We start from the raw sequence: 25717 nt of genomic DNA on the forward strand, positions 1-25717 counted from the left end.
CCCTAATTATTTTTTAAGTGTTAACGCGTGATCTAAAACTGCTTCTCCATTCATCATGCCGTAGTGCATTGGATTGATAACGTCGATTCCAACGTTTCTCTCATCAGCAAGCGTTTTCATCGAAGAAAGCATGTAACGAACTTGTGGTCCTAGTAATAATACATCTGCTTGATCGATATTTGTTTTTACTGCATCCCCAGATACAGCCCAAATCTTTCCTTCTAGACCGCGAGCTTTTGCAGCCGCTTCCATTTTTGTAACTAGTAAACTTGTAGACATCCCTGCTGAGCAACATAATAAAATATTCATTTGAAAATCCCCCTTGTGTAGTATAAAAAATTTATGTTTATTTATTTTTCTTTACGCTATTTATTAATGCAATTAGCGTGCCAACTTTTTAAAACCACTAAAATCAGCACTTTTTCGACTGTTTTCTTTGTGTGTTAACGCTTCCAATTAGTGTGTCATCTAAAAAACACACAGTGTGTTATAAAACAACACGCTTTTAACACATAACTGTATGAAAATAGATTAGTGTTTAGTTGTCTAGTTGTATTTAAAACAAAAAAACACTCAAAATTTTTTACGCGTGAAAATCTAGTAAAAATAAACCTCTCGAACACACTCTTCTATCTATTGTCCAAGCCAACTCTACTAAATTACATAGAATAGAATAAAATAACACAATTCGAAAGGGGATTCCTATGCCAAAACATAGAAAACAGAACAAAATAAAGATTTATAGAATAACAAGCTATAAAAAAGACAAGCGCTCTGAATTAGACTCTGACAAATTTGAACTAGAACAACAGGAAATGGAAAATAAACAAGACAAGCAGGATAAACAGGACAAGCAAGATAAACAGGATAAGCAGAACAAACAAGAACACTCGGAAAATGTAATCATAATACCCACAAATTCACACAGCTTAGATATATGGGATGAAATTTCTCTTAAAGAAATACAAGCTGGTGAGCATACAAATTTATTTGCAGAACAAAGTAATTATCAAAATATTACTTTGTTACAAGTAAGTGATGTCCGTTTATATTTGGACAAGCAATTACAATTTAGTTCCGTCGATGAGCAAATTTATCATGAAGCACTTGTTCATCCAATTATGTCAAAGGTAATTGATCCAAAACGTGTTCTTATATTAGGTGGTGGCGATGGTCTTGCTTTACGAGAAGTTTTAAAATATGAAACTGTGCTACATGTAGATCTTGTTGATTTAGACGAGGCGATGATTAATATGGCACGTAATGTTCCGGAAGTAGTTTCTTTAAATCAAAGTGCATTTTTTGATAGTCGTGTAAATGTGCACGTATGCGATGCAAAAGAATTTCTAAATTCTTCTTCCTCTCTATACGATGTAATTATTATTGATTTTCCTGATCCAGCAACAGAAGTTTTAAGTACTTTATATACAAGCGAACTTTTTGCTCGTATAGCTACATTTTTAACAGAAGATGGAGCATTCGTCTGCCAATCTAATTCACCTGCTGATGCACCTCTTGTATATTGGAGCATCGGTAACACAATCGAACATGCTGGATTGACTGTGAAAAGTTATCATACAATCGTTCCTTCTTTCGGAACTGACTGGGGATTTCATATTGCTGCTAACTCTACCTATGTACTCGATCAAATTGAACAATTATATGTTGTGCCAACTCCTCGAACATTACCTTCTCTTCTTGCTCCTTTGTTCCAATTTCAAGAAGAACATTTAGAACAACGTAATCTCGCTCTTTTAAACTCAGAATCAAACCTTATCCTACATCAATGTTACAAAAAAGAAATGGAGTTTTGACGATATTATAGTGAGGAGTGCTACCTTATGGAATACTCTACTTTCGGTAAGCATATAATAGTAGATTTATGGGGAGTGGACTTTTCTTTATTAGATGATGTTCACTTTTTAGAATATCATTTAGTTACCGCTGCTGATCGCTCTGGTGCCCATGTTTTAAACGTAAGTACAAAAGAATTCGATCCGCATGGCGTTACTGTTTTAGTTTTACTATCTGAAAGCCACCTTTCTATTCACACTTATCCAGAAAAAAACTTTGCAGCCATTGACTGTTATACGTGTGGTACGACCGTTGAACCTCAAATAGCGATTGATTATATCGTTAGTATATTAAAACCAAATGAGATGCATATAAAAAAGCTAATCCGTGGTATAGGGGAGATTGTTACTACCGATTAAATATCACTCTTACTCATTTGTAAAAAGGAGGATTATAAATACCATCAGTGGAACGAACACTCCACTGATGGTACAGACACATACATAAAAAAAACCTTGCATACGCAAGGTTCATTCAGACATCGACATCTTCCTATATAATTCTACAAATTCACTCGCTAATTCCTTCACCGTTATTGCATTCATTAAATGATCTTGCGCGTGCACCATCAGAAGGGTAACTTCAGTCTTTTCACCACCAGCTTCTTTCTGTATGAGCTCCGTTTGTACACGGTGCGCCTCTTTTAACTCCTCTAACGCTTCTTGTAATTTAGCTTCTGCTTCTATAAATTCTCCACGCTTTGCGCAATCAATTGCTTCCATTGAACAACTTCTCGCATTTCCCCCATGCAAAATTAAATGAAAAGCCTTCGTTTCTATCGTATCCATTTTAGTTCTTTACTCCCCCTTTTCTTCCGCCAACTTTTGTTTATCCCATATTTTTAAGAACGGTAAATAAATGAAGAATGCAAGCGCAAAATTAACAAGTTGTAACACAACACCTGAAATTTTCCCGCCTGATCCTAAATATCCACTAAACAGAATAGGTGTCGTCCAAGGTACAGCAGCTCCGCTCGGACGGGCAACTAACCCCCATTCCATCGCAAAGTAAGAAACAATCGTTAACACAACTGGAACCAATATAAATGGAATTAGTAAAATTGGGTTCATGACAATCGGCATACCAAAAGTTACCATCTCATTAATATTAAATATACCAGGTGCAATTGACAATCTCCCTAAACTTTTTAATTGCTGACTTCGTGCAAACAATAACATTCCAATAACTAAAGCAAGTGTCGCACCAGATCCGCCCATATAAATCCATAAATCAAAAAACTGTGCAGTAATCGTATTTGGTATATCTTGCCCTGCTTGGTAAGCAACTCGGTTTTGATCCATTAACGACAACCAAACCGGACTCATTACACCACCAACAATAGTAGCTCCATGAATTCCACATGACCAAAGAACATGAACGAGAATAACAGCTATTATTGCGCCCCAAAGACTAGCACCAAGTACACTAAGTGGTTCCTGTAAAATTTGTCCCACAATATTATGGATACTGCCAAAAGAAGTATTTTCTATAATTAAGCGTAAAATCCAAATAACCGTTACAACAATAAATCCTGGAACAAGTGCGGCAAATGAACGTGTCACAGCTGGCGGAACTGTCTCTGGCATCTTTATAATTATCTTTTTTTGTACAATAAACCGATAAAGTTCAGTAGATATAAGTGCAATAATCATTGCTACAAATAACCCTTGGCTTCCCATTAACGCAGCTGGGATAGCACCTTCTACAAGTACACTCTCTTTTGTACTTGGTATAATATATGCAACTTGAAATGGCGTCGCAAGTAAAAACGTCACAAGCGACAATGCCCCGGATGCTAAAGCGTCCACTTTATAATATTCTCCAAGTCTGTAAGCGATTCCAAAAACAGCTATTAAAGCCATTATATTAAAAGTGGCACTAACTGGATACCCTAAAGCTCTCTGCCAATTCTCCCCAAACAAACCTGCCATAAAATCATTATAACCTGGTATTGGTAAAGCACTAATGATGAGGAAAAATGATCCTATAATTAAGAAAGGCATCGTCAATACAAGTCCATCACGAATCGCTAGCAAATGCCTCTGTTCTGCAACCTTCCCCGCTACTGGCATCACATATTTCTCTAAAAACCGTATCATCTATCCCACACTCCTCATGGTTTCATTAACAAAGCTGCTTGCAAGATAGCTTCTCCATTACAAAGCCCGTAATGGACGGATTGAATGACATCAACAGGTATTCCCTTCTCCTTACATAATTCTTTCATTTTCGGTAATAAATAACGTACTTGCGGTCCTAGTAAAAGTACATCAGCTTCATCTATGTGACTATTTACTTCAGAACCTGATACAGCCCAAATCTTTACCTCTATCCCTTTTGCCTCTGCTGCTTTCTCCATTTTTGTAACAATCAAACTGGAAGACATTCCCGCTGCACAGCAAAGTAAAATATTCATCCCTTTTCCCTCCCCTTTTTCCAAACCTAAGTTACGGTGCATCCTTTGCCACCACTAGGTTACAAATATATATGTCTAGATTTCCTGCTGTATGCCGAGCTTAAAAACAAAAATTTCTCGGTTTTCACGCTATTCCATCTATCATTATTCTCCTAGTAAAGAAGACGCTAACTCGCTATAATAATTCAGTATGATTTTTTTAATTGATAGGAGGATATATTTATGAAGGCATATCGCTTTCCACTTATTTTATTATCTTCTATCCTAATTGGTGGTTTCATTGGTTATTTCATGGGTGCCGATGCAGTTGCTTTAAAGCCGCTTGGTGACATTTTCTTAAACTTAATGTTTACGATTGTTGTACCTTTAGTGTTCTTTAGCATCGCGTCATCTATTGCTAATATGGATGGATTAAAACGTTTCGGTAAAATTATGTCTAGTATGGCTGGGACTTTCTTATTTACAAGTATTTTAGCTGCTATTTTTATGATTATTGTCGTGAAAGTATTCCCGCCAGCACAAGGTGTTGTATTAGAACTAACACAACCTGACAAAGCTGAAAAAGCGGTTAGTGTTGCGGATCAAATTGTTGGTATTATAACAGTATCTGATTTCTCGAAGTTACTATCTCGTGAAAATATGTTAGCTCTTATTTTCTTCTCTATTTTAATGGGGGTTGCAACTTCAGCAGTTGGTGAAAAAGGAAAGCCATTCGCTACATTCTTACAAGCTGGTGCAGAAATTTCAATGAAAGTTGTATCTTTCATTATGTACTACGCTCCAATCGGACTTGCTGCTTACTTCGCGGCATTAGTTGGTGAATTCGGACCACAACTTCTTGGAACTTACTTCCGAGCAGCAATGGTATACTATCCAGCGTCTCTAATTTACTTCTTTGTATTCTTCACGTTCTATGCATACCTTGCCGGTCGCAAACAAGGTGTACAAATATTTTGGAAGAACATGGTATCTCCTACAGTTACATCACTAGCAACTTGTAGTAGTGCTGCTAGTATTCCAGCGAACTTGGAAGCAACGAAGAAAATGGGTATCTCTTCTGACGTTCGTGAAACAGTTGTCCTTCTTGGATCTACACTTCATAAAGATGGATCTGTTTTAGGTGGCGTATTAAAAATTGCTTTCTTATTCGGTATTTTCAACATGGAATTCGAAGGACCGAAAACATTAGCAATTGCACTTGTTGTTTCTCTATTAGTAGGAACAGTAATGGGCGCTATTCCAGGTGGTGGTATGATTGGTGAAATGTTAATCGTTTCTCTATACGGCTTCCCGCCAGAAGCATTGCCAATTATCGCAGCAATTAGTACAATCATTGACCCTCCTGCAACAGTGTTAAACGTAACAGGAGATAACGCTTGTGCCGTAATGACAGCTCGCCTTGTAGAAGGTAAGAACTGGATCAAAAATAAATTTGCTTAATGAATAGAAAGAGGATGCTCCAACCGAGCATCCTCTTTTTTTGTTGCTAATCCATTCCGCCACAAATTTGTTATAATCTTCACAAATATTCCACACTCATTATCCATTCTCCGTACTATAATCATGTATGGAAAAGGAGATGGATCTAATGACTCAAAGCGCACCAGAATTTAAAGTTTTGCAAAGCATTGCATTCCTTGCTGTCGTTTTGCAAAGTTCCTTATTATATACAATGAATCAAGGAAATGTTTTACTTGAGCAATCCCTCATTATGGGCATGCTATTTAACCTTGCAAAATTCTCAGCACCTGCATTCATATTTATCGTCGGCTTTCACTTAATTCGGCAATATACGAAGCAACTGGCCTACACAGAATATATTTATGAAAAAGCCGCACATTTACTCATTCCTTATTTCTTCTGGTCTATTCTTTACTTATTAACAACAAACGATATGATTACACTACGAAGCGGAATCAAAAGTTTATTACTCGGAACAGCCGCGCCCCATCTTTGGTACGTTATTATGATGTTCCAAATTCACTTATTGTTCCCTTTGCTATGCACACTATTTTATTGGTTTCAAAAACGAACAGAAAATAAAAAAGACATATATAAATATATGACCATCTTTGCTTGTCTATATTTTCTCTTAATGTGGTATTCTTCCCACTACATTTTTAATGGAGAGAAATTGACTAGCTCAACCATTTTACATTATACAGATCGTTCCTTCTTCTTCTACTCATTCTATTTCGTCATGGGAGGAATCGCTGCTGTCGCACTAAAAACTTGGCGTTTATTTGTCATGAAACATATCCCGCTTATAACAATGTTATTTTTCGTCTTATTTCTATTCATCAATTATGAGTTATTTAGTTTTTACGGAGCAAACTCTATTCATTTAACCGTTTCGACTTATTTAAAACCGTCTATGTTTTTATATATCGTATGCGAAATTATTATACTTTACGTGCTGTCTATTACAATCGTACAACGACGAGGTTTCTTATATAAAGCATTACGATTTATTGGGAGTTACACGTATGGTGCTTATTTAGCTCATTTTTTCTTCTTGCAACTATGTACAAAATTTCTTTCTTTATTCACACTGCAAGAAAACACAATATTATATAGCTTATTATTATTTACAATAACGGCCACAATCTCGATTTCAGCAATGGTCATTTGCAGTACACTACCATTTCATACATGGATTACAGGGCCTTCCCCTAGGACAAATATGAAATGGGCTAAAATTGTACTTCGGAAAAATCACGAAAAAGTATTCAAACCATATCTTTGATATAATAGAATTCCATACAAGAAAAGAAAGTAGGACACACCTATGATTAATCAAATTGGACAAATTATGTTATATGTAAATAATCAAGATGAAGCAGTACAATTTTGGACTGAGACAGTAGGATTCCAAATTATTGCGGAAGAAAATAACGGACAAGGCTTTCGCTGGATTGAAATTGCACCAACGAAAGAAGGAGGCACAAGCATCGTCCTTCACGATAAAGCGTTAATTGCGAAGATGCAACCTGAATTAAACTTACATACGCCTTCACTTATGTTCTTCTCTAATAACTTAGATCAACTGTATAAAGATCTTTCTGAGAAAAACGTTACAGTTGGACAAGTTGTAGATTTACCTACAGGTAGAGCATTCAACTTTGCTGATAATGAAAACAATTACTTTGCGGTAATGGAGCGTAAATAAAAAAGAAGCTATCCTAAAAAAACGGATAGCTTCTTTCATTTTAAGAAACTTGTTCTGCATTCGTTTCCCTATGTTGTATATGACTCGTAATCCAAGCAATTCCGCCAGCAACAACGAGATAGCATAACAATATTAAAATTTGCATTTGTAATTGTGACCAATCTCCTAAAGAGATAACATCTTGTAATCCTCTAAGAGAATGGGACATTGGGAGAAACTGTCCAATTTTGCTAAGAACAGCTATATTTAATTCTCCTGGGAAAGTACCCCCGCTCGTCGCTAATTGCAGGACGAGAAGCGTTACTGCTAAGAACTTTCCAACAAGACCAAATACCGTTACTAGCATAAGAATAAATGTCATGAACGTAAAGGAAATAACGATACTAGATAAAACAAAGAGTGGCACACTTGCAACTTCTAATTTCATAACTCCTATCACAGCCACATCCACAAGTAATGCTTGAATAAGTCCAATTAAATATACCAATCCTAGTTTATTAATAAAATGTACGGTTCCGCTTACCTTCATATTTTGTCTACGGCCAAGAGGTAAAATATTCGACGCCATAATTCCGCCAACATAAAATGCCAGTGATAAAAAGTATGGTGCAATGCCTGAACCGTAATTAGGCACATCAGAAACTGTCGACTTCACTAATTGAACCGGCTCTGAGAACATCGTATTACGTGCATCATCATTGCTAACATCCGCTATCTTCTCTGCGCCCTCTCCTAATTTCGTAGAAAGTTCTTTCGCACCATCATCAAGTTTAACAAGTCCGTCCGCTAACTTATTAGCACCATGATTCAGCTCTGTTCCGCCAATCGCAAGGTGATTTACACCTTCTTGTAATGTTGTAAATCCATTTCCCCACTTCGTAAATCCATTAGCTACATTCGCAGCACCATCTGCTATCTTTTTCGTTCCAGCAGTAGCTTCGTTTAACTTAACTCCGAATGTATTCATACCTTCTTCAATCTTATTCTGACCATCAGCAAGCTTCTTCGCACCTTGTGTCAATTGTTGTTGGCTATTATTTAAAGTGTTTGCTGCTTTAGCTAATCCGTTAGAAGTAGCAATGATCTTTTGAAAAGCAGGATCTTGCTGCACTTCTGGATGACTTGTCACGTACTCTTCTAATTGTTGTTTTACACTATTTGCTGCATTGTCCGCTTTCACTTGCCCTTCAGCAAGCTTCTCACTTCCGTTCACCCATTCATTTGTACCAGCACTTAATTCACTAACCCCTGATTGTAAAGTTGTTTCACCTTGAGCTAATAACTCCATACCACTATGAAGTGAGGTTGCCCCTTGGCTCAGCTCATTTGCGCCGCCACTTAAGGCAGATTGGCTAGAAGCAAGCTTTTCACTTCCCTCTTTCACTTTTAATGCCCCGTCACTTAAACGATGAATACCATCTGCAAGCTGATTCGTCCCATTTTTTGCATCTGTCGTTCCTTCATGCAGCTTCTCAGCACCATTACTTGCATCACTCAATCCTTGTGCCAAATCTTGAAACTTTGAAAAGACACCTTCTGTATAAGATTTCGTAATACTATTTGAAATTTTTGTTTTCATATTTTCAACAGCTGTCGTTCCAATTTGAGCTGCTACAAAGTTTTTACCCGGATTTACTTTGTACTGAAGCTGCGCTGGCTCTGGTTTCTCATCCATAAGTGTACTTACCTTTTTAGAGAAATCCTCTGGAATCGTAACGACCATATAATACTTATCTTCTTTTAACCCTTCATCAGCATTTTTTTCTGATACGAAATGAAAAGCTAGTTCCTTATTCTCTTTTAAATTTTTGACAAAATCTTCTCCTGCATGAATTGTTTTTTCATCCATCGCAGCACCTTTATCTAAATTTACAATTGCAACAGGTAATTTATCTAATCGTCCATATGGATCCCAATATCCAGCTAAAAAGAATCCTGAATAAATTAAAGGAACGATTAATAAAAAAATTAAAGCAATACGTCCATGTTTATGATGCCACATCGCTTTCCAATCTTTAAATATAAGTTGAATTCCCTTCATGAAACATACTCCTTCTCCTAATTTAACACCATTAGAATGGTTTAACAGATTTACTATACACGCCCATTTTCATACTGTATAATATATCTTTAATTATCAATTCATTCCTTTTGGTCTATAGAAAGGAGAGTCAAAATGGAACTTCTTCAACTAAAATACTTTCAGACAGTCGCACGATTAGAACATATGACAAAAGCCGCTGAAGAACTGCATATCGCACAGCCTTCGCTTAGCAAAACAATCGCTAGATTAGAAAAGGACTTAGGCGTCCTATTATTTGATCGCCAAGGTCGACAGATTACGTTAAACTCTTTTGGAAAAGTATTTTTAAAACGCGTAGAGCGCATTTTTCATGAATTAAGTGAAGGCGAACGAGAAATTAAAGATTTAGCTGAATTACAACAAGGCTCTATTACACTGGCAGTTTCTATTCCGAGAATATTACCAGAACTACTCGGTTCTTTTTTACTAGAACATCCTAACGTTCGATTCCAACAATTTCTCGCATCTACTCCTTCTATGAAGCGACAACTAGATAATATAGAAATTGACTTTTGCATTTCTTCTGTGCCAATTGAAGGCGAGGAAATTATGTGGGAACCACTTATTACAGAAGAAATTTTCTTAGTTGTCCCTTCAGGTCATCGTTTATCAGGACGCGAAAATATCCATCTGCATGAAGTAAAAGACGAACCATTTATTAGTATGAACACTGGTTACGGATTTCGGCACTTAACGGATGAATTTTGTAAAGAAGCTGGCTTCACTCCACATATCGCTTTTGAAGTAGATGAACCAACCGTGATTAGCGACCTTATTAAGCAAGGTCTCGGCATCGCCTTTGTCCCAAGTTTAACTTTATTAAAAAACTCTACTTTAGCATTAAATAAGTTACGTATTATTGAACCCAATTGCGAGCGGACTATCGGATTGAGTTGGTCGAAGAAACGCTACTTATCAAAAACCGCTCAGCAATTCCGTAGATTCGTAATTGACTACTTCTCCAATATTAGAACGTAAAATTATATCGACTTAGTAAAAAATAAAAGGTGCCACCTTCAGAGGATAGCACCTTCTATTTCTTACTCTTCTCCAATTCCATTTCCGCTAAAAGCGGCAATACGTTATCGAAAATATGCGTATTATTATTTTCACCTGTTACGTATCCACCGTAATATCTACTAAATATATTGTCATTTCGGAATGTGGCCATATGATCATATAATTCCTTTGCAAACTTTGTATCACCTGTTTGTAGTACGTACAAGATCGTTAGTCCGTATGCGGCTGGTGATTCATAATTCACAGTTTGTTTTCCCGTTTCTAAATTGTAACGACCGTATAGCTTTCCATCCTCCTGGAACTTCTTCTTGATAAATTCCAAATAAGCAGCTGATGAAAGGCCACCTAAACTTCGATGATATGCAACATATGATTGGTCAATAAGATTTACTTCTTTATCGTACGTAAATGTACCATCTTCTTTATACTCTTTTGGGAATGCCCAGCCATGCCTTGGATAATCCGCTAAAAATTGAACGACTTCCTGATATTGCTGTGCAGAAACTTTGCCGTACTTTTTCATATACGAGAATGCGTGTGGATTTAAGTATGATGTCGTTGCAAAATTATTTTGTTTCCCTGCATCTGCATCATAATAATCAACGTAATAATTATCTTTCTTATTATAACGAATTACAGCGTCACTCAATTGATCTGCCAAGTTTTTATAACGCTCTTCCTTGTACATTTCATAAGCACGATATAATTGTTCTATAATACGAAGATCATCTATAAGTGCATTTGTAGCTGACTGCATTTCTCCCTTTTCAGAGATTTTCCATATAACAATATGATCCTTATGTACAAAGCTATTTTGAATAACCTTAACTTGTTCATCGAATAACGCTTGATCGTTTTTATCCAATGTATATTGTAGCCATAGTCCTGCTGATTCCGATAAAGCTTCACGGCCTTTCGCTTCACCCGTACCTGCCTTTGTATCCGCTAAACGATATGTGGCAAGCGTCCCATTTTCATTCACCATATGTCTTAAAATAAAATGTTCTGTACGGTTTCCTTGTATAGCTGACCAAAATACAATGCCACCTAAAGCGATTAAGAGAATAACTCCAATCCCTATATATAAACGTTTCCGCAATCTTTTCACCTCCCTAATAAGGCTAGCCTTAATTTTACCAGAACATACGTAAAATTAAAAAAGACAATCTATTAGATTGTCTCCCTTGCCTCTATCCCTCACAAGCCTCTTTAGAAGGTCTATATAGCGATGCCACAAGTCGATCATATTCACGACGCGTAATCTCTTTATTATACAGCTTCAATAATAAATCTCTATGCTCTTTTGAAAATGCCATCTTTTTAATGACTTCAGGATACATAAAACATCCTCTCCATTTCACATAAACTTCTTCACCTCGAAAAACAGAACTTATGTTCGCATAAAAGATTATAAAATATTCCTTACTAAAAAACAAACAAAATATTATTAAACATTAACTTCTTTCTATTTAGAATATTCAAACATTATATTACCATATCCACTTTTTAAATACATATATATTTTTGGTAGTTTTTCTGAATAAATCTTCCAATTCAATCAGAAAATAATGGCAAAAAGAAGAGGAGTTTACATATGGATACGGTAACATTAGCAAGAGCATTTTTTGGTTCTTCATTAGCATTCCACATTATCTTTGCAACACTTGGTGTCGGACTTTCATTAATGATTTTTATAAGTGAAATACTCTATCACTGGAAGAAAGATTCCGATTACGCCATTATGGCGAAAAGATGGACGAAGGCTTTTGCCATCCTTCTCGGTGTAGCAATTCCAACTGGAACAATTGTTGGTGTGCAAATCTCACTTCTTTGGCCTGGTTTTGCCAAAATTGTTGGGCAGGTTATTTCTGTTCCCTTTCAAATTGAGATTTTCGCCTTCTTTTTAGAGGCGTTGTTCATGTCTATTTATGTATATGCAGCTGACAAACTACCTCCATTCATGAGATTAATCTCGCTATTCTTCGTCATGATTGGTGCCACGGCATCTGCCGTGCTTATTACATCAGCAAATACATGGATGAATACACCCGCAGGCTTTTCAATGGGGCCAGATGGATCAGTTTTTAACGTTGATCCATGGAAAGCTTTCTTTAATCCGAGTTTTGGTACAAGCGCATTCCACGTTGTGATTACAGCCTATACAACTGGAGCTGCCGTCATTGCCTCTATCGCTGGATTTAAATTATTAAAGAAGAACTTAAGTAAACGTGAAATTGCTTATCATAAGAAGGGACTACTGTTAGGACTCGTCGTGACATTTATTACAGGTGCTACGATGTGGCTTTCGGGACACGAATCGGCGATTGCCTTACATAAGCATTCTCCTGAAAAACTTGCATCTGCCGAAGCTTTATTTGAAACGACATCACATGCACCGTTATCAATTGGCGGAGTTGTAGACCCTAACACACTTGAACTAAACTATGCACTAGAAATTCCGAACATGCTTAGCCTACTAGTGGGACTCGACCCTAGCACCGTCGTAAAAGGACTAAAGGAATTCCCACAAGAAACATGGCCACCATTTTACACACATACACTATTCAACTTAATGGTCGGCACCGCTGCCTTTACTTTTGCAGTTGCAGCAATCGCCCTCTTATATTGGTACTTTGTTTACCGAAAAAAAGGCGCAGAATTACCGAAGTGGCTTCTTTGGGGAGCTGCAGCATGTGGACCAATTATGATGCTCGGTATTGAATTCGGGTGGATTTTCAGCTGTAGTGGTCGTCAACCATGGACCATTTATGGTATGCAACGGACAGTCGACGCTTCTACACGCGCTGATTTTGTCGGTCCTTTATTTATTCTATTCATCATTTTATATATTGGACTCGGCATTTTAACAGTTTTTGTACTACGGACATTCTTTAAGAAACATCCGCTTACAAATGATTTACATCACGAAGGAGGCGATTCTCGTGCATGAGGAAAGTATTGCAATCATCATCTTATGGGCTCTTATTTTCGTATACAGTATATTAGGGTCCATCGATTTTGGAGCAGGTTTTTGGGGCATGGTATACGCAAAACATCCAACGCTCGCTGCCAAACTTGCCAATCGATACTTATCACCAACTTGGGAAGTAACAAATACATTTCTCGTTTTTGTCGTTGTCGCTTTTCTCGGTTTCTTTCCGAAAGCTGCTTTCACCCTTGCGACAGTGATGTTCGTGCCAGTTATGTTAATTTTAATACTCATTGCAATTCGCAGTACATTCATGGTATTTGCTTACTCTCTGCCAAAGTATCAATTCCTTCTTCGGGTGATTTCAGGTATTACTGGGCTCTTAATTCCAGCCTTATTAATTACTGTTTTACCCGTTACAGAGGGGGCTTATATTACAATCTCTGAAGGAAAAGAAGTACTCCTGTATGGAAAACTTCTTTCTAGCCCGGTTATCTACTGCTATATGCTCTTTGGGCTAACTTCGGAACTATTTCTCTCCTCTCTCTTTCTTGCTGATTTTGCGAGAGAGCAAGGTTCAGAAGATTCGTATAGAATTTATAGAAGAAACGCTATCATCCTCGGTCCTGCAACACTCGTTACGGCGATTATCGCCCTCGTTGTAATGGATCCGGAAACACACTGGCTTATGCAAGGACTAATAAAGCAATTCCCATGGTTTACAGTTTCTATCGTTTTATTCGTTATCGGATACTCTTCTCTTTGGTGGACAAACAAGAAGTACGGCACACTAGGATACCCTCGCATCGCCGTTTTAGCGGTCGTCGCTCAATATGCATTTGCAAGTTACGCTTACGGTGTCGCACATTTACCTTATATTATTTATCCTGATGTAACTGTATTTACAAGTTTTACAACGACAGAAACATTCTATGCATTGCTTATCCTATATGCAATTGGAATCGCAATTTTACTACCAGGATTTATTTTCTTCTGGAATTTATTCTTGAAGGATCGAACTTTTTTGAAGGAAAAATAATATATTCGGGGGAGTCTGTTCCAAAAGGCATTTTGGAACAGACTCCTTTTGTCATGTTTTGTCGATAAGTCGATATATTTTAAAAATCGCTGATATATTTTGAGTTGCGCCAATATATCTCCATAATCGCCCATGTAAATTTCGTTTACTATCTTACTGCCCCTCTAATTTATAGACTCCTCTCATAATAGTTATTTCACTATTCGTGACACTTGTCCTTTCGCTTGAAAAACACATATTCACTTTATTCCATTATATGCCTAGTTCTTCCTATTTTTTGTTGAATATACTATCAATACAAACTTGAGACAAGCTACATTTGTTCAAGGGAAAATAGAAAGGTAGGCAAAATATGAGCATTGAAATATGGATTACTATTATTGTATTCTTCTTAACGATGATTGTTATCTTTTGGCGACCCCGTGGCTTAAATGAGGCTTGGCCGGCAGCAATTGGCGCTGGCATTATCTTGATTACTGGACTTGTATCAAGACCAGACGTCATAGATATTATTAGTAAAATTGGCGGTGCCTCTATAACAATATTAGCGACCATCGTTATGGCGGTTATATTAGAAAGCTTCGGCTTCTTCCACTGGTCCGCAGCGAAACTTGCAAATTTAGCAAAAGGATCTGGTCGCCGTCTATACTGGTATATTCAATTATTATGTTTTCTTATGACTCTTTTATTTAATAACGACGGTAGTATTTTAATTACAACTCCAATTTTAATTCTTCTTCTAAAAAACCTTCAATTAAAACCACATCAACAAATTCCTTATTTATTAAGTGGTGCTTTAATCGCTACTGCATCTAGTGCACCAATTGGTGTAAGTAATATCGTAAACTTAATCGCATTAAATATCGTTAATATGACTCTTTACATGCATACTGCTATGATGTTTGTACCTGCAACACTAGGTTTATTATTTATGTCATGGCTCATGTATACAGTGTTAAAGAAAAAGCTTCCTAAAAAATTACCTGTTTCTTCTTATGACATTGAAGAGATTTTCTTCACAAAAAACTTCCATCCACTTAAAGGAACAAAATCTGTTAATACGAAACAAAAACGTACAAAATTTATGTTAAAAGTATTAGGTTTCGTCTTTCTTATGCGCTGTCTTCTATTCGTTGCATCCTTCTTATCGATTCCAATCGAAATTGTTGCTGTACTCGGTTCACTCGTTCTTCTCATCTGGAGATGGTACTACTTACGAACAAACCCAGTCGATATTTTGAAAAAGACACCGTGGCACATTTTAATTTTCGCTTTCTCTATGTATGTAATTATTTACGGGCTTCACAACGCAGGATTAACAACGGCGCTTGTAAATTGGCTTGAACCAGTTGTAAGTCAACATCTACTCTATGCTAGCTTTGCAATGGGCGGACTTGTATCTATCCTCTCTAACGTCTTTAATAATCACCCTGCACTTATGATTGGTACCATTACATTAACAGAAATGGGCCTAGATCCAGTCACATTAAAAACTATCTATCTCGCAAATATCATTGGTAGTGACATCGGTTCACTATTATTACCAATTGGTACGCTAGCTTCCCTCATTTGGATGTATATCCTAAGACAAAATAAAATTAAAGTGAAATGGAAAGATTATTTAAGCGTATCTCTCATCGTAATCCCACTCACAACAGCCGTCACATTATTCCTCTTATACTACTGGGTACAATTATTCTTCGCCTTATAGAAAATAGAAGCCCCCTTTGCTACCGTCTTAGCAAAGGGGGCTTCTTCTATATTTAAGTTAGGTACTACCGTGTGATCAATCAAGTAAAGAGGTGTAACGTGTTATTGGTATAAATGACTACCAGTGTCTTTAAATTCTTTCGCTTTCTCTTTCATCCCTTTTTCAATTGCTTCTGTCGTTTCTAAATCATTGTCTTTCGCATATTCACGAATATCATGTGAAATTCTCATACTACAAAACTTCGGTCCACACATTGAACAGAAATGAGCCATTTTCGCGCCTTCTGCTGGCAATGTTTCATCGTGATATTCCATCGCACGTTCAGGGTCTAAAGATAAATTAAATTGATCGCGCCAACGGAATTCAAAGCGAGCTTTTGAAAGTGCATCATCACGCCGATGAGCCGTTTTGTGCCCTTTCGCAAGATCAGCTGCATGTGCAGCAATTTTGTACGTAATAACCCCCGTGCGAACATCATCTTTATTCGGTAAACCTAAATGTTCTTTCGGTGTTACATAACAAAGCATCGCCGTGCCAAACCAGCCAATCATCGCCGCTCCAATTGCCGATGTAATATGGTCATAACCTGGTGCAATATCTGTCGTTAACGGCCCAAGTGTATAGAACGGCGCGCCCTGACAAATATCAAGCTCTTTCTCCATATTCTCTTTAATTAAATGCATCGGTACATGCCCAGGTCCTTCAATCATCACTTGCACATCATGTTTCCAAGCAATCTTCGTTAATTCACCAAGTGTTTCAAGCTCAGAAAACTGTGCTTCGTCATTTGCATCTGCAATCGAACCTGGACGTAATCCATCTCCAAGAGAGAACGAAACGTCGTACTGCTTCATAATTTCACATATCTCTTCAAAATGAGTGTATAAGAAGTTTTCTTTATGATGGAATAAACACCACTGTGCCATAATTGAACCACCACGTGAAACGATACCTGTCGTACGCTTTGCAGTAATCGGAATGTAACGAAGTAATACGCCCGCGTGAATCGTAAAGTAATCCACACCTTGCTCCGCCTGCTCAATTAACGTATCACGATACACTTCCCACGTTAAATCTTCTGCAATTCCATTTACTTTTTCCAGCGCTTGATAAATCGGTACAGTTCCAACTGGTACAGGCGCGTTACGAATAATCCACTCACGCGTCGTATGAATATTTTTACCTGTAGATAAATCCATAATCGTATCCGCACCCCAACGCGTTGCCCACGTCATCTTCTCTACTTCTTCTGCAATTGAAGAAGATACAGCAGAGTTTCCGATATTTGCATTGACCTTCACGTGAAAGTTACGGCCGATAATCATCGGTTCTGCTTCCGGATGGTTAATATTCGCTGGTAAAATGGCACGACCTTCCGCGATTTCCTTACGAACAAACTCAGGCTCTACTCCTTCACGAATCGCAACATATTCCATCTCAGACGTAATGATACCCTTACGTGCATAATGCATTTGCGTAACATTTGCACCATGCTTTGCTCTAAGCGGCTGACGATCCATTTGCGGGAAAACAGGCGTATGTTTCAAAGCCACTTTCACACCGTCATCCTCTGGTTTTACTTCGCGCCCTTCGTATGCTTCTACATCTCCGCGCTCCAGGATCCAAGAATGGCGCGGCGCCTGCAACCCCTTTTCCAGTTCCACTTTATACGCAGGATCTGTATAAGGACCGCTCGTATCATATACACGAATTGGCGGATTCGGAATACCGTTCGTTTCGCTTTGTTCAATCTCGCGCATCGGCACTTTCATACCCGCGCGTGGTCCATCCACATACACTTTCTTACTTCCTGGTAAACTCGATTTCAATTCAATTTGCTCAGCTGAAACAGACTGTTTCATAACCTTTGTTGCCCCCCTGTACGTGACAAGGACAAGATATGGCCAGCGTATGCCAAAATAAAAAGAGCCAGGTCCATAAAAAAATAAGGACCTGGCTCATAAAGACATCATTATGTAAAGCCGTTAACTTCCCTACGCTGGTACGAGCCAGATCAGGTCCAAAGGGTTAAGAAGTTCACACGCTTCTCTCTCAGCCTACGCATACGTTAGGCACCCCTAGTTTATCACTGATTTAATTTTCAATACTTTCCCATCATACACGATAATCTGAAAAATGCAAAGTTTATTTCTTTTGTTGTTTATGGAATCATCCACGTTAAATAATATGCCTGTACATACGTCATAATACCAACAATAATTACGAAGAATAAACTATGCTTCACTGTAAAGCGGAATAAATCTGATTCTTTTCCAGCAAGTCCAACTGCCGCACAAGCAATTGCAATCGATTGCGGAGAAATCATTTTTCCTGTTACACCGCCCGTTGTATTTGCTGCAACGAGAAGTACTTCAGATACACCGACTTGCTGCGCTGTAATCGCTTGTAAATTCGAGAACAGTGCATTCGCTGACGTATCGGATCCTGTTAAAAATACACCGATCCAGCCTAGGAATGGTGAGAAGAACGGGAATAGTCCGCCAGTTCCTGCAAGTGCTAATGCTAATGTAGAAGATAGACCAGAATAGTTTGCGATAAACGCGAATCCTAATACGAATCCGATAGATAGAATTGGCATCTTAAGCTCATTTAACGTTTCTTTAAATGTTACTACTGCATCTTTTGCACTCATTTTCAAAATAAAGATAGAAATGATACAAGCAATTAAAATTGCTGTTCCCGTCGCTGATAAAATATCTAATTTCAAGATTGCTTCATAAGGTGTCGGTTTATTTACAATTGGCTCTGCTTTCATTACTAAATTGTGTAAGCCTGGAACTTCAAACTTAAACACAAGGCTTTCCAAAGCACCGCCTGGAGCAAATAACGCTTTAAAGAAACTTTGGCTCCAAATGACTACCATCACAGTTAAAATAATGAATGGAGACCATGCTTTTACTACTTTTCCTACCGTTAGTTTCGGCATAGATATCGCCGTTGCTGCTACCTCACTATTTGCTTCTTTAGACTGATAGATTTCTTTCGGCTGCCAAACTTTTAAGAATAGCGATAGACTCACTAAACTTACAAGTGCTGACGTAATATCCGGAAGTTCTGGCCCTAAGAACGTCGCTGTAATGAACTGCGTAATTGCAAATGAGCTACCTGCTACAAATAGAGCCGGCCATGTTTGTCTTACTCCTTTAAATCCATCCATTAAAAATACGATAAAGAACGGAACAAATAATGATAAGAACGGTAATTGATGCCCAGCCATTTGTCCAATTTTATGTGGATCAATACCTGTTACTTGTCCAGCAACTGTAATCGGAATTCCCATCGCTCCGAACGCTACTGGTGCCGTATTTGCGATTAAACACAGACCCGCTGCATATAAAGGATTTAACCCAAGACCTGCAAGAAGCGCTGCGGTAATCGCTACTGGTGCACCAAATCCTGCTGCCCCTTCCAAAAATGCTCCAAATGAAAAACCGATTAAAATAACGAGTAAACGATGGTCATTCGTAATGGATAATACAGATGCACGAATCACATCGAATTGACCTGTTTTCACAGATATTTTATATAAAAATACCGACATAATGATAATCCAAGCAATTGGCCATAGTCCGTATAAGAAACCATATCCCGTCGCTGCCATCGCCATCGTGAACGGCATCTTATAAGCGAATAACGCAACTAAAATTGTAAGTACAACTGTAATTAATCCTGCCACATACCCCTTCATGCGGAAAACTGCTAAAGCTAAGAAAAAAAAGATAATCGGAATAAGTGCGACCGCTGCCGAAATCCAAATGTTTCCGAACGGATCATAAACTTGTGTCCATGTGTTCATTGTTCTCTCCCCCTAAAGAATCCCCTTTTAAATAGAATAACCTCATCAATAGACTATCAGGTCATCATACCTTTAAGTCTAAAATAAAAAAACGCCAAAGAAAACGTTTTCATTAATTTTATCACAACAATTTCCATTAAAAAAGATTTTTTTGAAAATTTTATTATTTATCATAAGAATCTTACAAAAACGTCACGTTCTTGTAATGTTCATCGATAGGAAGCTCGCTACATTTCCTGCATAATAAAGGTATAAAAACGGATATTATTTATGAGGTGATATATATGAACGGAAACAAAATATTAGCAGCTTTATCATACTTTAGTGTATTATTTGCCCCTATCTTATTCCCTATCATTGTGTGGATTGTGGGCGATTCTGAAACGAAACCGCACGCAAAACGAGCTCTATGGACACACATCATTCCAAGCATCGCGTCATTTATTGGATTTATTATTCTAGGAATTATGGGTATCGGATCGAATCAACCAGACGTAACACTTGGCATTGGAGCAATGATTGTCTTATGTATTTGCGGCATTATTAGCTTATACTACTTCATTTGGAACATCGTAAAAGGTATTAAAGTGCTGAAAGCTTAAGTTTAAACAAACGTTTGATTAAAACAGTACGCATCATAATAAATGAAATTTCATCGGCGATACGACAATCTTTTAATAAGAAAAAACCGTCCCAAAATACCTTTTGGGACGGTTTTTTTATCTTCTGCGTTTCTTCTTTTTTCTCATCATTTTTTTGCGGCGCGTATTCACTTTATCCGCTATAATGTGAAGCGTACTTGCTACAATAATTCCCATTACGAACGTTACAATTTCAACCTCATGTTCCTTCGCAATTTCTATTAAATTCCCATCAAGCGCGATTACATTTAATAGGAATAAAAACGGAGAAAACACAATTAACATGTATGCAATACGAATCACATCACCAAGTATAATTGTATGTGTAAAGAAGGATCGATGCGGCATGACCTTCTTATACGGATACCAAAATATACGTAGGAACCCCCATTTATTATACGCATTACTATATGTATCTAAATCCGGCGTTAAAAATGAAGTACCTACTAAAAAGCCAATTGCAAAAGTTAATAAAAAATCCAAGTTTGTTAATCCATACGAAAAGAGCATAAACAAAACAACCGGAAGGGATATTAAGTTTATTTTCGTATGCGTTCTTCCTGATGGCATAATGCACTTCCTCGCTTATGTTCGCCCTGTCACCATATGACAGTTCTCACCTATTGATCTAATTTCTGATCGATAAAGGATGTGTCTATATCCGAACCAAACCATTCTGCCAACTTCACTCGTGCCTTATCTTTCACCTCTTCATTGACGTATAACGACGCTTGTAATAGAGCAGCCATTAACGCCCCTAAATCATCTGTATAACCAACTCCAGCAATGAAATCTGGGATGGCATCAATTGGTGCAATAAAATAAGCAAGTGCTCCAATCACAATAATTTTCACTCGCTTTGGAACATCAGGTCTTTGCAAAACATAAAACAATAATAAACTTGCATAAATGACCGACTGTCCCGCTTGCTTTGCAACATGTTTTGCTTTCTTCCAAAACGCTTCAACTGAAAATTTTTGTTCCATGTAAAAGCCTCCCTATTTTTTTAAAGAAATAAGCTACAATATGTTATCAGTAAAAGTTCATCAAAATTACACATAATCTATCAATGAACTTTCATTGTAACAAACAAACTAAAAAAGAACAAGTGTTCGTTAATTTTTACATACTTCCCTTCATATAATAGGTTTCTAGATAACCACTCACCCATTGTCATTTCTTATTTCTCAACAAGAAAATTTTCACTTTCACTGAACATTCTGCTCTACCTTTGTTATATTTTCTAGTTGACGGACATATAAACGAATGTTAAAGTTTTCTCTGGTAGTGACAAATCTCATACAAAAAATGTAAAATGTTATAGTGTTTCTCAGAAATGAATTTTGTTGTATAATACAGAAATGACGTTATGCTTATGAGCAGCACAAGAAACCAAAAGGGTATGCATAGTTATAGTCGTATATGGGTGAATATAGAACCTCTAATTATGGCCAAGAAAACTATGTATTTTTTATTTTAGCATTTTTCGCTCCAAAATCGACCAAGCCTGATAGAGAAAGGGTGGAAATGAATGAAAGAAACCTTGAAATCACAATTTCAAAATGTGCGTTTCACTGTATTCGTAGCTTTAGCTTTATGGCTGAAGACGTACCTTATTACACGCACAAGCTTTGATTTAAAACTTGAATCTTTCATGCAAGAATTCATTTTATTCCTTAGCCCATTAGCAGCATCATTACTGCTTGTTGGTCTTGCATTATTTGCAAAAGGGAAAAAACGTAACTATATAGCACTTGGAATTAATTTTGTTTTAACAATCGTTCTTGTTGGTAACGTAATGTTCTACGGATTCTACAATGACTTCGTTACTTTACCAGTACTAGGACAAACATCTAACTTTGGAAGTTTAGGTTCTAGTGTGAAAGAATTGTTTAACTACAAAATTATCCTTGCATTTGCTGATATTATTGTATTCTTCATTTTATTGAAGAAGATGAAGAATTTTGCACCGACAGAACGTGTAGCACGCCCAATGCGTTCCCTATACTTCGTGTCAACAGTTGCTATTTTCTTCGCAAACTTAGGACTTGCAGAAGCTGAGCGTCCTGAACTATTAACACGTTCATTCGACCGCGTTATGCTTGTTAAAAACTTAGGTTTATATGTACACCAAGTGTATGATCTTGGCTTACAAGCAAAATCAAGTTCACAAAAAGCTTTTGCTGACGGTAGTAAATTACAGGAAACAGAGAACTACGTAAAAACAACGCAAAGCAAACCAGATCCAAATATGTTTGGTACGGCAAAAGGGAAAAACGTAATTGTTGTCTCTCTTGAGTCATTACAAACATTCTTAATTGGTGCAACAGTTAACGGACAAGAAGTTACACCATTCTTAAACCAATTTACGAAAGAAAGTTATTACTTTGATAACTTCTTCCATCAAACTGGGCAAGGAAAAACATCTGATGCTGAATTCTTAGTAGATACTTCAATGTATCCACTAGACCGTGGTGCTGTATTCTTCACACACGGTAATAACGAATATACAGCAACTCCAGAAATTTTACGTGAGCAAGGATACCATACATCAGTATTCCACGCGAACAACGCAACATTCTGGAACCGTAACATTATGTATCCGGCACTTGGTTATGATCGTTACTACAACGAGCTTGACTACAAGATTACGCCAGAAACGAAATTAAATTGGGGATTAAAAGATATCGAATACTTCGATCAATCTATCGATATGTTAAAAGAAGTGAAGCAACCGTTCTATACTCGCTTCCTTACTTTAACAAACCATTACCCATTCACTTATGATGACAGCACGAAATTAATCGATGAATACAATTCTGGTGATGGCGTATTTGACCGTTACATGGTAACTGCTCGCTATTTAGACGAAGCAATGAAACACTTTATTGAACGTCTAAAAGCAGAAGGTATTTACGACAACTCAGTTATCGTATTCTACGGTGATCACTACGGTATTTCTGAAAACCATAACCGTGCAATGGCACAGTTCTTAGGAAAAGAAGAAATCACTGCATTTGACCATATGAACTTACAAAAAACACCGATGTTTATTCACGTTCCAGGTCAAAAAGAAGGTAAAACAATTTCAAAACCAACTGGTGAAATTGACATTAAACCAACAATTCTAAACTTACTTGGTGTAGATTCTACGAATCAAGTTCAATTCGGTCATGATGTATTCTCACCAGAAAATAAAGGATTCGTTGTTCTTCGTGACGGTAGCTTCGTTACAGATAAGTACATGTACACGAACAGTACATTCTACGACCGTACTACTAGCGAAGTTGTACAATTACCAAAAGAAGAATCTCAACCACTCATTGATCGTGCCCAAAATGAATTGAACATGTCTGACAAAATCATTGAAGGTGACTTACTTCGCTTCTCTGAAAGTAATAAGACCAAAACCGGTGAAGTAAAGACAGCTATTAAAGAAGAAAAGAAGAGCGCTGAGTAATCTCAGCCTCTTTTTTTATATTTCTCCATACAATCACTTATATTCATTAACTTTAACATTACACAACCTTTACCAAATATTCACATAGGATTAACGAAACATCTCTATAATAAAATATGCAAGCAAGGTTCTATATATTTCTTATCTCTCATCTGTAATAAGATCCCTTAAAGAAATATATGAATCGTTTATTTCTACTTTCTTATAATTGTCTTTCAATATGTTTTGTTTCCATACACAAAACATTCAATAAGACGATGTCCCTATGAAAGATAGCTACCCTCCTTGTGCAGCATTCCATAAGAATGTTGCTTTTTTTTATTCAAAAGCAGGATTCTTATTTCTCATTTTCGAATTTGTATATACAAAATGCTGTAAATCACTACTACTTCTCTACCATTTACAAATACATATACGTCATATGTAAAGAAGTACTCACATAAAAATTACTATAGTGATTTTTATTCCAAATGAATGAAAGCTTCACTTTACTTATGCACTTATGAAAGGATGGGACAGAAATTGGCATACGAAAAATTTGTACTATGGAATGATGCAGTTATTGATACAACAAAACATCGCGCGTACATAGAACTTGAAGAAAGAGGCTTGCAGTTTGGAGATGGTGTCTACGAAGTTATTCGCCTATATAAAGGGAACTTTCACTTATTAGATCCGCATATCACAAGATTATATCGCTCCATGGAAGAAATAGAATTATCACTCCCTTTCTCAAAAGCAGAACTTATTATCCTACTTTACAAACTAATTGAAAATAATAATTTCTACGAAGATGGAACGATTTATTTACAAGTATCTCGTGGTGTACAAGCTCGTACCCACACATTCTCATATGACGTCCCGCCGACAATCTATGCCTATATTACGAAGAAAGAAAGGCCCGCGTTATGGATTGAATATGGTGTACGTGCTATATCAGAACCAGATACCCGCTGGCTACGCTGTGATATTAAATCATTAAATTTATTACCCAATGTATTAGCCGCTACGAAAGCTGAACGTAAAGGTTGTAAAGAGGCTCTTTTCGTACGAAATGGTACTGTAACTGAGGGAAGCTGTTCTAATTTCTTTCTCATAAAAAACGGAACTCTCTACACACATCCAGCCAATCACCTTATTTTAAATGGCATCATTCGTCAGTATGTCCTTTCTTTAGCGAAAACCCTTCGCATTCCAGTAAAAGAAGAACTGTTTAGCATTCGCGATGTTTATCAAGCGGATGAATGTTTCTTTACAGGAACGACGATTGAAATTTTGCCGATGACTCACCTTGATGGAACTGCCATCCAAGATGGTCAAGTTGGCCCTATCACAAAAATGTTGCAAAGATCCTTTTCTCAAAGCTTGTTACAATCCAATATGTCATCTTCTTAAACACGAATAATTTCTAACCTTTCTACATTCAATATATGTATTTAAATGGAAATCAAGGTATAATTTATGCCTTGATTTTTTCTTGTAATCTTTTTGTCATATTCAGATTCCCGCATAAGTCTTGACAGTAATCGACATGCTCTTTAGAATTTTTAACAGTTGGTAAATATTTCTTCACTACAT

Annotated in this window: 23 protein-coding genes and 1 riboswitch; of the genes, 12 read left to right on the forward strand and 11 right to left on the reverse strand. The window is 37.1% G+C overall.

The window, feature by feature from the left end; all coding sequences use genetic code 11:
- Window positions 1-6: 6 nt before the first annotated feature.
- The gene (locus DT250_RS08125; protein WP_001023569.1) at window positions 7-309 is read right to left on the reverse strand and encodes a PTS sugar transporter subunit IIB; all 303 of its coding nucleotides are present in this window, start codon (window positions 307-309) and stop codon (window positions 7-9) included.
- Window positions 310-704: 395 nt separating this feature from the next.
- On the opposite strand from DT250_RS08125, the gene DT250_RS08130 reads away from it, so the two are divergent.
- Both DT250_RS08130 and speD read left to right on the forward strand, forming a co-directional pair.
- Window positions 705-1814: a polyamine aminopropyltransferase gene (locus DT250_RS08130; RefSeq protein WP_149212893.1), complete on the forward strand. Its 1110-nt coding sequence runs from the start codon at window positions 705-707 to the stop codon at window positions 1812-1814.
- A gap of 27 nt (window positions 1815-1841) precedes the next feature.
- Window positions 1842-2213, forward strand: a complete 372-nt coding sequence (gene speD / locus DT250_RS08135) for an adenosylmethionine decarboxylase (protein ID WP_088123753.1) — start codon at window positions 1842-1844, stop codon at window positions 2211-2213.
- A 111-nt stretch (window positions 2214-2324) separates the two neighbouring features.
- Here the strand turns inward: speD and DT250_RS08140 are convergent, their stop codons facing one another.
- From DT250_RS08140 to DT250_RS08150, 3 genes are read right to left on the reverse strand one after another with little or no spacing between them, the layout of a single operon-like run.
- The gene (locus DT250_RS08140; RefSeq protein ID WP_048542550.1) at window positions 2325-2642 is read right to left on the reverse strand and encodes a PTS lactose/cellobiose transporter subunit IIA; all 318 of its coding nucleotides are present in this window, start codon (window positions 2640-2642) and stop codon (window positions 2325-2327) included.
- 9 nt (window positions 2643-2651) lie between these two features.
- Window positions 2652-3953, reverse strand: coding sequence for a PTS cellobiose transporter subunit IIC (gene celB / locus DT250_RS08145; protein ID WP_000617771.1), 1302 nt, complete (start codon window positions 3951-3953; stop codon window positions 2652-2654).
- Between the two features lie 14 nt (window positions 3954-3967).
- Window positions 3968-4270 (reverse strand): PTS sugar transporter subunit IIB, encoded by a 303-nt coding sequence (locus DT250_RS08150; protein ID WP_048542554.1) that lies wholly within the window; start codon window positions 4268-4270, stop codon window positions 3968-3970.
- A gap of 222 nt (window positions 4271-4492) precedes the next feature.
- On the opposite strand from DT250_RS08150, the gene DT250_RS08155 reads away from it, so the two are divergent.
- The 3 genes from DT250_RS08155 to DT250_RS08165 all read left to right on the forward strand — a co-directional run bounded on the left by DT250_RS08155 (window position 4493) and on the right by DT250_RS08165 (window position 7439).
- Window positions 4493-5710 carry a dicarboxylate/amino acid:cation symporter gene (locus tag DT250_RS08155; protein WP_048542556.1) on the forward strand — a complete coding sequence of 406 codons (1218 nt, stop codon included), beginning with the start codon at window positions 4493-4495 and terminating at the stop codon, window positions 5708-5710.
- 148 nt (window positions 5711-5858) lie between these two features.
- On the forward strand, window positions 5859-7016 hold the full coding sequence (locus DT250_RS08160) for an acyltransferase (RefSeq protein ID WP_098857482.1): 1158 nt from the start codon (window positions 5859-5861) through the stop codon (window positions 7014-7016).
- Between the two features lie 42 nt (window positions 7017-7058).
- A complete protein-coding gene (locus DT250_RS08165; protein ID WP_048542560.1) occupies window positions 7059-7439 on the forward strand; it encodes a VOC family protein in 381 nt (126 codons plus the stop codon).
- Between the two features lie 40 nt (window positions 7440-7479).
- On the opposite strand, the gene DT250_RS08170 is transcribed toward DT250_RS08165, so the two are convergent.
- On the reverse strand, window positions 7480-9480 hold the full coding sequence (locus tag DT250_RS08170) for a YhgE/Pip family protein (RefSeq protein ID WP_149212894.1): 2001 nt from the start codon (window positions 9478-9480) through the stop codon (window positions 7480-7482).
- A gap of 135 nt (window positions 9481-9615) precedes the next feature.
- On the opposite strand from DT250_RS08170, the gene DT250_RS08175 reads away from it, so the two are divergent.
- Window positions 9616-10500 carry a LysR family transcriptional regulator gene (locus DT250_RS08175; RefSeq protein WP_097907262.1) on the forward strand — a complete coding sequence of 295 codons (885 nt, stop codon included), beginning with the start codon at window positions 9616-9618 and terminating at the stop codon, window positions 10498-10500.
- A 55-nt stretch (window positions 10501-10555) separates the two neighbouring features.
- Here DT250_RS08175 and DT250_RS08180 read toward each other — a convergent pair whose 3' ends face one another.
- Together DT250_RS08180 and DT250_RS31635 are read right to left on the reverse strand one after the other, a co-directional pair.
- A complete protein-coding gene (locus DT250_RS08180) occupies window positions 10556-11641 on the reverse strand; it encodes a transcriptional regulator (RefSeq protein WP_137013114.1) in 1086 nt (361 codons plus the stop codon).
- A 91-nt stretch (window positions 11642-11732) separates the two neighbouring features.
- Complete coding sequence (locus DT250_RS31635; protein WP_000283173.1) at window positions 11733-11882, reverse strand: hypothetical protein; 150 nt, start codon at window positions 11880-11882, stop codon at window positions 11733-11735.
- A gap of 254 nt (window positions 11883-12136) precedes the next feature.
- Between DT250_RS31635 and cydA the strand changes: the two genes are divergently transcribed.
- The 3 genes from cydA (at window position 12137) to DT250_RS08195 (ending at window position 16221) form a co-directional block, all read left to right on the forward strand.
- Window positions 12137-13492 (forward strand): cytochrome ubiquinol oxidase subunit I, encoded by a 1356-nt coding sequence (cydA, locus tag DT250_RS08185; RefSeq protein ID WP_000381970.1) that lies wholly within the window; start codon window positions 12137-12139, stop codon window positions 13490-13492.
- Window positions 13485-14510, forward strand: a complete 1026-nt coding sequence (locus tag DT250_RS08190; RefSeq protein WP_000544164.1) for a cytochrome d ubiquinol oxidase subunit II — start codon at window positions 13485-13487, stop codon at window positions 14508-14510. The genes cydA and DT250_RS08190 overlap by 8 nt, the downstream gene beginning before the upstream one ends.
- Before the next feature lie 352 nt (window positions 14511-14862).
- On the forward strand, window positions 14863-16221 hold the full coding sequence (locus tag DT250_RS08195; protein ID WP_088064818.1) for an arsenic transporter: 1359 nt from the start codon (window positions 14863-14865) through the stop codon (window positions 16219-16221).
- A 101-nt stretch (window positions 16222-16322) separates the two neighbouring features.
- Here DT250_RS08195 and thiC read toward each other — a convergent pair whose 3' ends face one another.
- Both thiC and lldP read right to left on the reverse strand, forming a co-directional pair.
- Window positions 16323-18083 (reverse strand): phosphomethylpyrimidine synthase ThiC, encoded by a 1761-nt coding sequence (thiC, locus tag DT250_RS08200; RefSeq protein ID WP_149212895.1) that lies wholly within the window; start codon window positions 18081-18083, stop codon window positions 16323-16325.
- A 112-nt stretch (window positions 18084-18195) separates the two neighbouring features.
- A riboswitch (TPP riboswitch) is annotated at window positions 18196-18311 on the reverse strand.
- 71 nt (window positions 18312-18382) lie between these two features.
- Window positions 18383-20038 carry an L-lactate permease gene (gene lldP, locus DT250_RS08205; protein ID WP_001099351.1) on the reverse strand — a complete coding sequence of 552 codons (1656 nt, stop codon included), beginning with the start codon at window positions 20036-20038 and terminating at the stop codon, window positions 18383-18385.
- A gap of 284 nt (window positions 20039-20322) precedes the next feature.
- Between lldP and DT250_RS08210 the strand changes: the two genes are divergently transcribed.
- Window positions 20323-20640 carry a magnetosome magnetite crystal formation protein family gene (locus DT250_RS08210; protein ID WP_087983179.1) on the forward strand — a complete coding sequence of 106 codons (318 nt, stop codon included), beginning with the start codon at window positions 20323-20325 and terminating at the stop codon, window positions 20638-20640.
- 117 nt (window positions 20641-20757) lie between these two features.
- Here DT250_RS08210 and DT250_RS08215 read toward each other — a convergent pair whose 3' ends face one another.
- Both DT250_RS08215 and DT250_RS08220 read right to left on the reverse strand, forming a co-directional pair.
- Window positions 20758-21249 (reverse strand): metal-binding protein, encoded by a 492-nt coding sequence (locus DT250_RS08215; protein WP_088608286.1) that lies wholly within the window; start codon window positions 21247-21249, stop codon window positions 20758-20760.
- Between the two features lie 50 nt (window positions 21250-21299).
- Entirely contained in the window at window positions 21300-21665 is a 366-nt protein-coding gene (locus tag DT250_RS08220; protein WP_000435500.1) for a YkvA family protein, read from the reverse strand.
- A gap of 545 nt (window positions 21666-22210) precedes the next feature.
- Here DT250_RS08220 and DT250_RS08230 point away from each other — a divergent pair.
- Together DT250_RS08230 and DT250_RS08235 are read left to right on the forward strand one after the other, a co-directional pair.
- The gene (locus DT250_RS08230; protein ID WP_088608284.1) at window positions 22211-24139 is read left to right on the forward strand and encodes an LTA synthase family protein; all 1929 of its coding nucleotides are present in this window, start codon (window positions 22211-22213) and stop codon (window positions 24137-24139) included.
- A 510-nt stretch (window positions 24140-24649) separates the two neighbouring features.
- The gene (locus tag DT250_RS08235) at window positions 24650-25534 is read left to right on the forward strand and encodes a D-amino-acid transaminase (RefSeq protein ID WP_088064822.1); all 885 of its coding nucleotides are present in this window, start codon (window positions 24650-24652) and stop codon (window positions 25532-25534) included.
- Window positions 25535-25717 lie beyond the last annotated feature (183 nt).

Source organism: Bacillus sp. AR2-1, assembly GCF_008368755.1.
In the GTDB taxonomy this organism is placed as follows: domain Bacteria; phylum Bacillota; class Bacilli; order Bacillales; family Bacillaceae_G; genus Bacillus_A; species Bacillus_A wiedmannii.

What these genes read in the sequence shown, in the direction of transcription:
- DT250_RS08125 (WP_001023569.1), bottom strand. Translation starts at nt 309, where the DNA reads ATGAATATTTTATTATGTTGCTCAGCAGGGATGTCTACAAGTTTACTA.
- DT250_RS08130 (WP_149212893.1), top strand. Translation starts at nt 705, where the DNA reads ATGCCAAAACATAGAAAACAGAACAAAATAAAGATTTATAGAATAACA.
- speD (WP_088123753.1), top strand. Translation starts at nt 1,842, where the DNA reads ATGGAATACTCTACTTTCGGTAAGCATATAATAGTAGATTTATGGGGA.
- DT250_RS08140 (WP_048542550.1), bottom strand. Translation starts at nt 2,642, where the DNA reads ATGGATACGATAGAAACGAAGGCTTTTCATTTAATTTTGCATGGGGGA.
- celB (WP_000617771.1), bottom strand. Translation starts at nt 3,953, where the DNA reads ATGATACGGTTTTTAGAGAAATATGTGATGCCAGTAGCGGGGAAGGTT.
- DT250_RS08150 (WP_048542554.1), bottom strand. Translation starts at nt 4,270, where the DNA reads ATGAATATTTTACTTTGCTGTGCAGCGGGAATGTCTTCCAGTTTGATT.
- DT250_RS08155 (WP_048542556.1), top strand. Translation starts at nt 4,493, where the DNA reads ATGAAGGCATATCGCTTTCCACTTATTTTATTATCTTCTATCCTAATT.
- DT250_RS08160 (WP_098857482.1), top strand. Translation starts at nt 5,859, where the DNA reads ATGACTCAAAGCGCACCAGAATTTAAAGTTTTGCAAAGCATTGCATTC.
- DT250_RS08165 (WP_048542560.1), top strand. Translation starts at nt 7,059, where the DNA reads ATGATTAATCAAATTGGACAAATTATGTTATATGTAAATAATCAAGAT.
- DT250_RS08170 (WP_149212894.1), bottom strand. Translation starts at nt 9,480, where the DNA reads ATGAAGGGAATTCAACTTATATTTAAAGATTGGAAAGCGATGTGGCAT.
- DT250_RS08175 (WP_097907262.1), top strand. Translation starts at nt 9,616, where the DNA reads ATGGAACTTCTTCAACTAAAATACTTTCAGACAGTCGCACGATTAGAA.
- DT250_RS31635 (WP_000283173.1), bottom strand. Translation starts at nt 11,882, where the DNA reads ATGTATCCTGAAGTCATTAAAAAGATGGCATTTTCAAAAGAGCATAGA.
- cydA (WP_000381970.1), top strand. Translation starts at nt 12,137, where the DNA reads ATGGATACGGTAACATTAGCAAGAGCATTTTTTGGTTCTTCATTAGCA.
- DT250_RS08195 (WP_088064818.1), top strand. Translation starts at nt 14,863, where the DNA reads ATGAGCATTGAAATATGGATTACTATTATTGTATTCTTCTTAACGATG.
- thiC (WP_149212895.1), bottom strand. Translation starts at nt 18,083, where the DNA reads ATGAAACAGTCTGTTTCAGCTGAGCAAATTGAATTGAAATCGAGTTTA.
- lldP (WP_001099351.1), bottom strand. Translation starts at nt 20,038, where the DNA reads ATGAACACATGGACACAAGTTTATGATCCGTTCGGAAACATTTGGATT.
- DT250_RS08210 (WP_087983179.1), top strand. Translation starts at nt 20,323, where the DNA reads ATGAACGGAAACAAAATATTAGCAGCTTTATCATACTTTAGTGTATTA.
- DT250_RS08215 (WP_088608286.1), bottom strand. Translation starts at nt 21,249, where the DNA reads ATGCCATCAGGAAGAACGCATACGAAAATAAACTTAATATCCCTTCCG.
- DT250_RS08220 (WP_000435500.1), bottom strand. Translation starts at nt 21,665, where the DNA reads ATGGAACAAAAATTTTCAGTTGAAGCGTTTTGGAAGAAAGCAAAACAT.
- DT250_RS08230 (WP_088608284.1), top strand. Translation starts at nt 22,211, where the DNA reads ATGAAAGAAACCTTGAAATCACAATTTCAAAATGTGCGTTTCACTGTA.
- DT250_RS08235 (WP_088064822.1), top strand. Translation starts at nt 24,650, where the DNA reads ATGGGACAGAAATTGGCATACGAAAAATTTGTACTATGGAATGATGCA.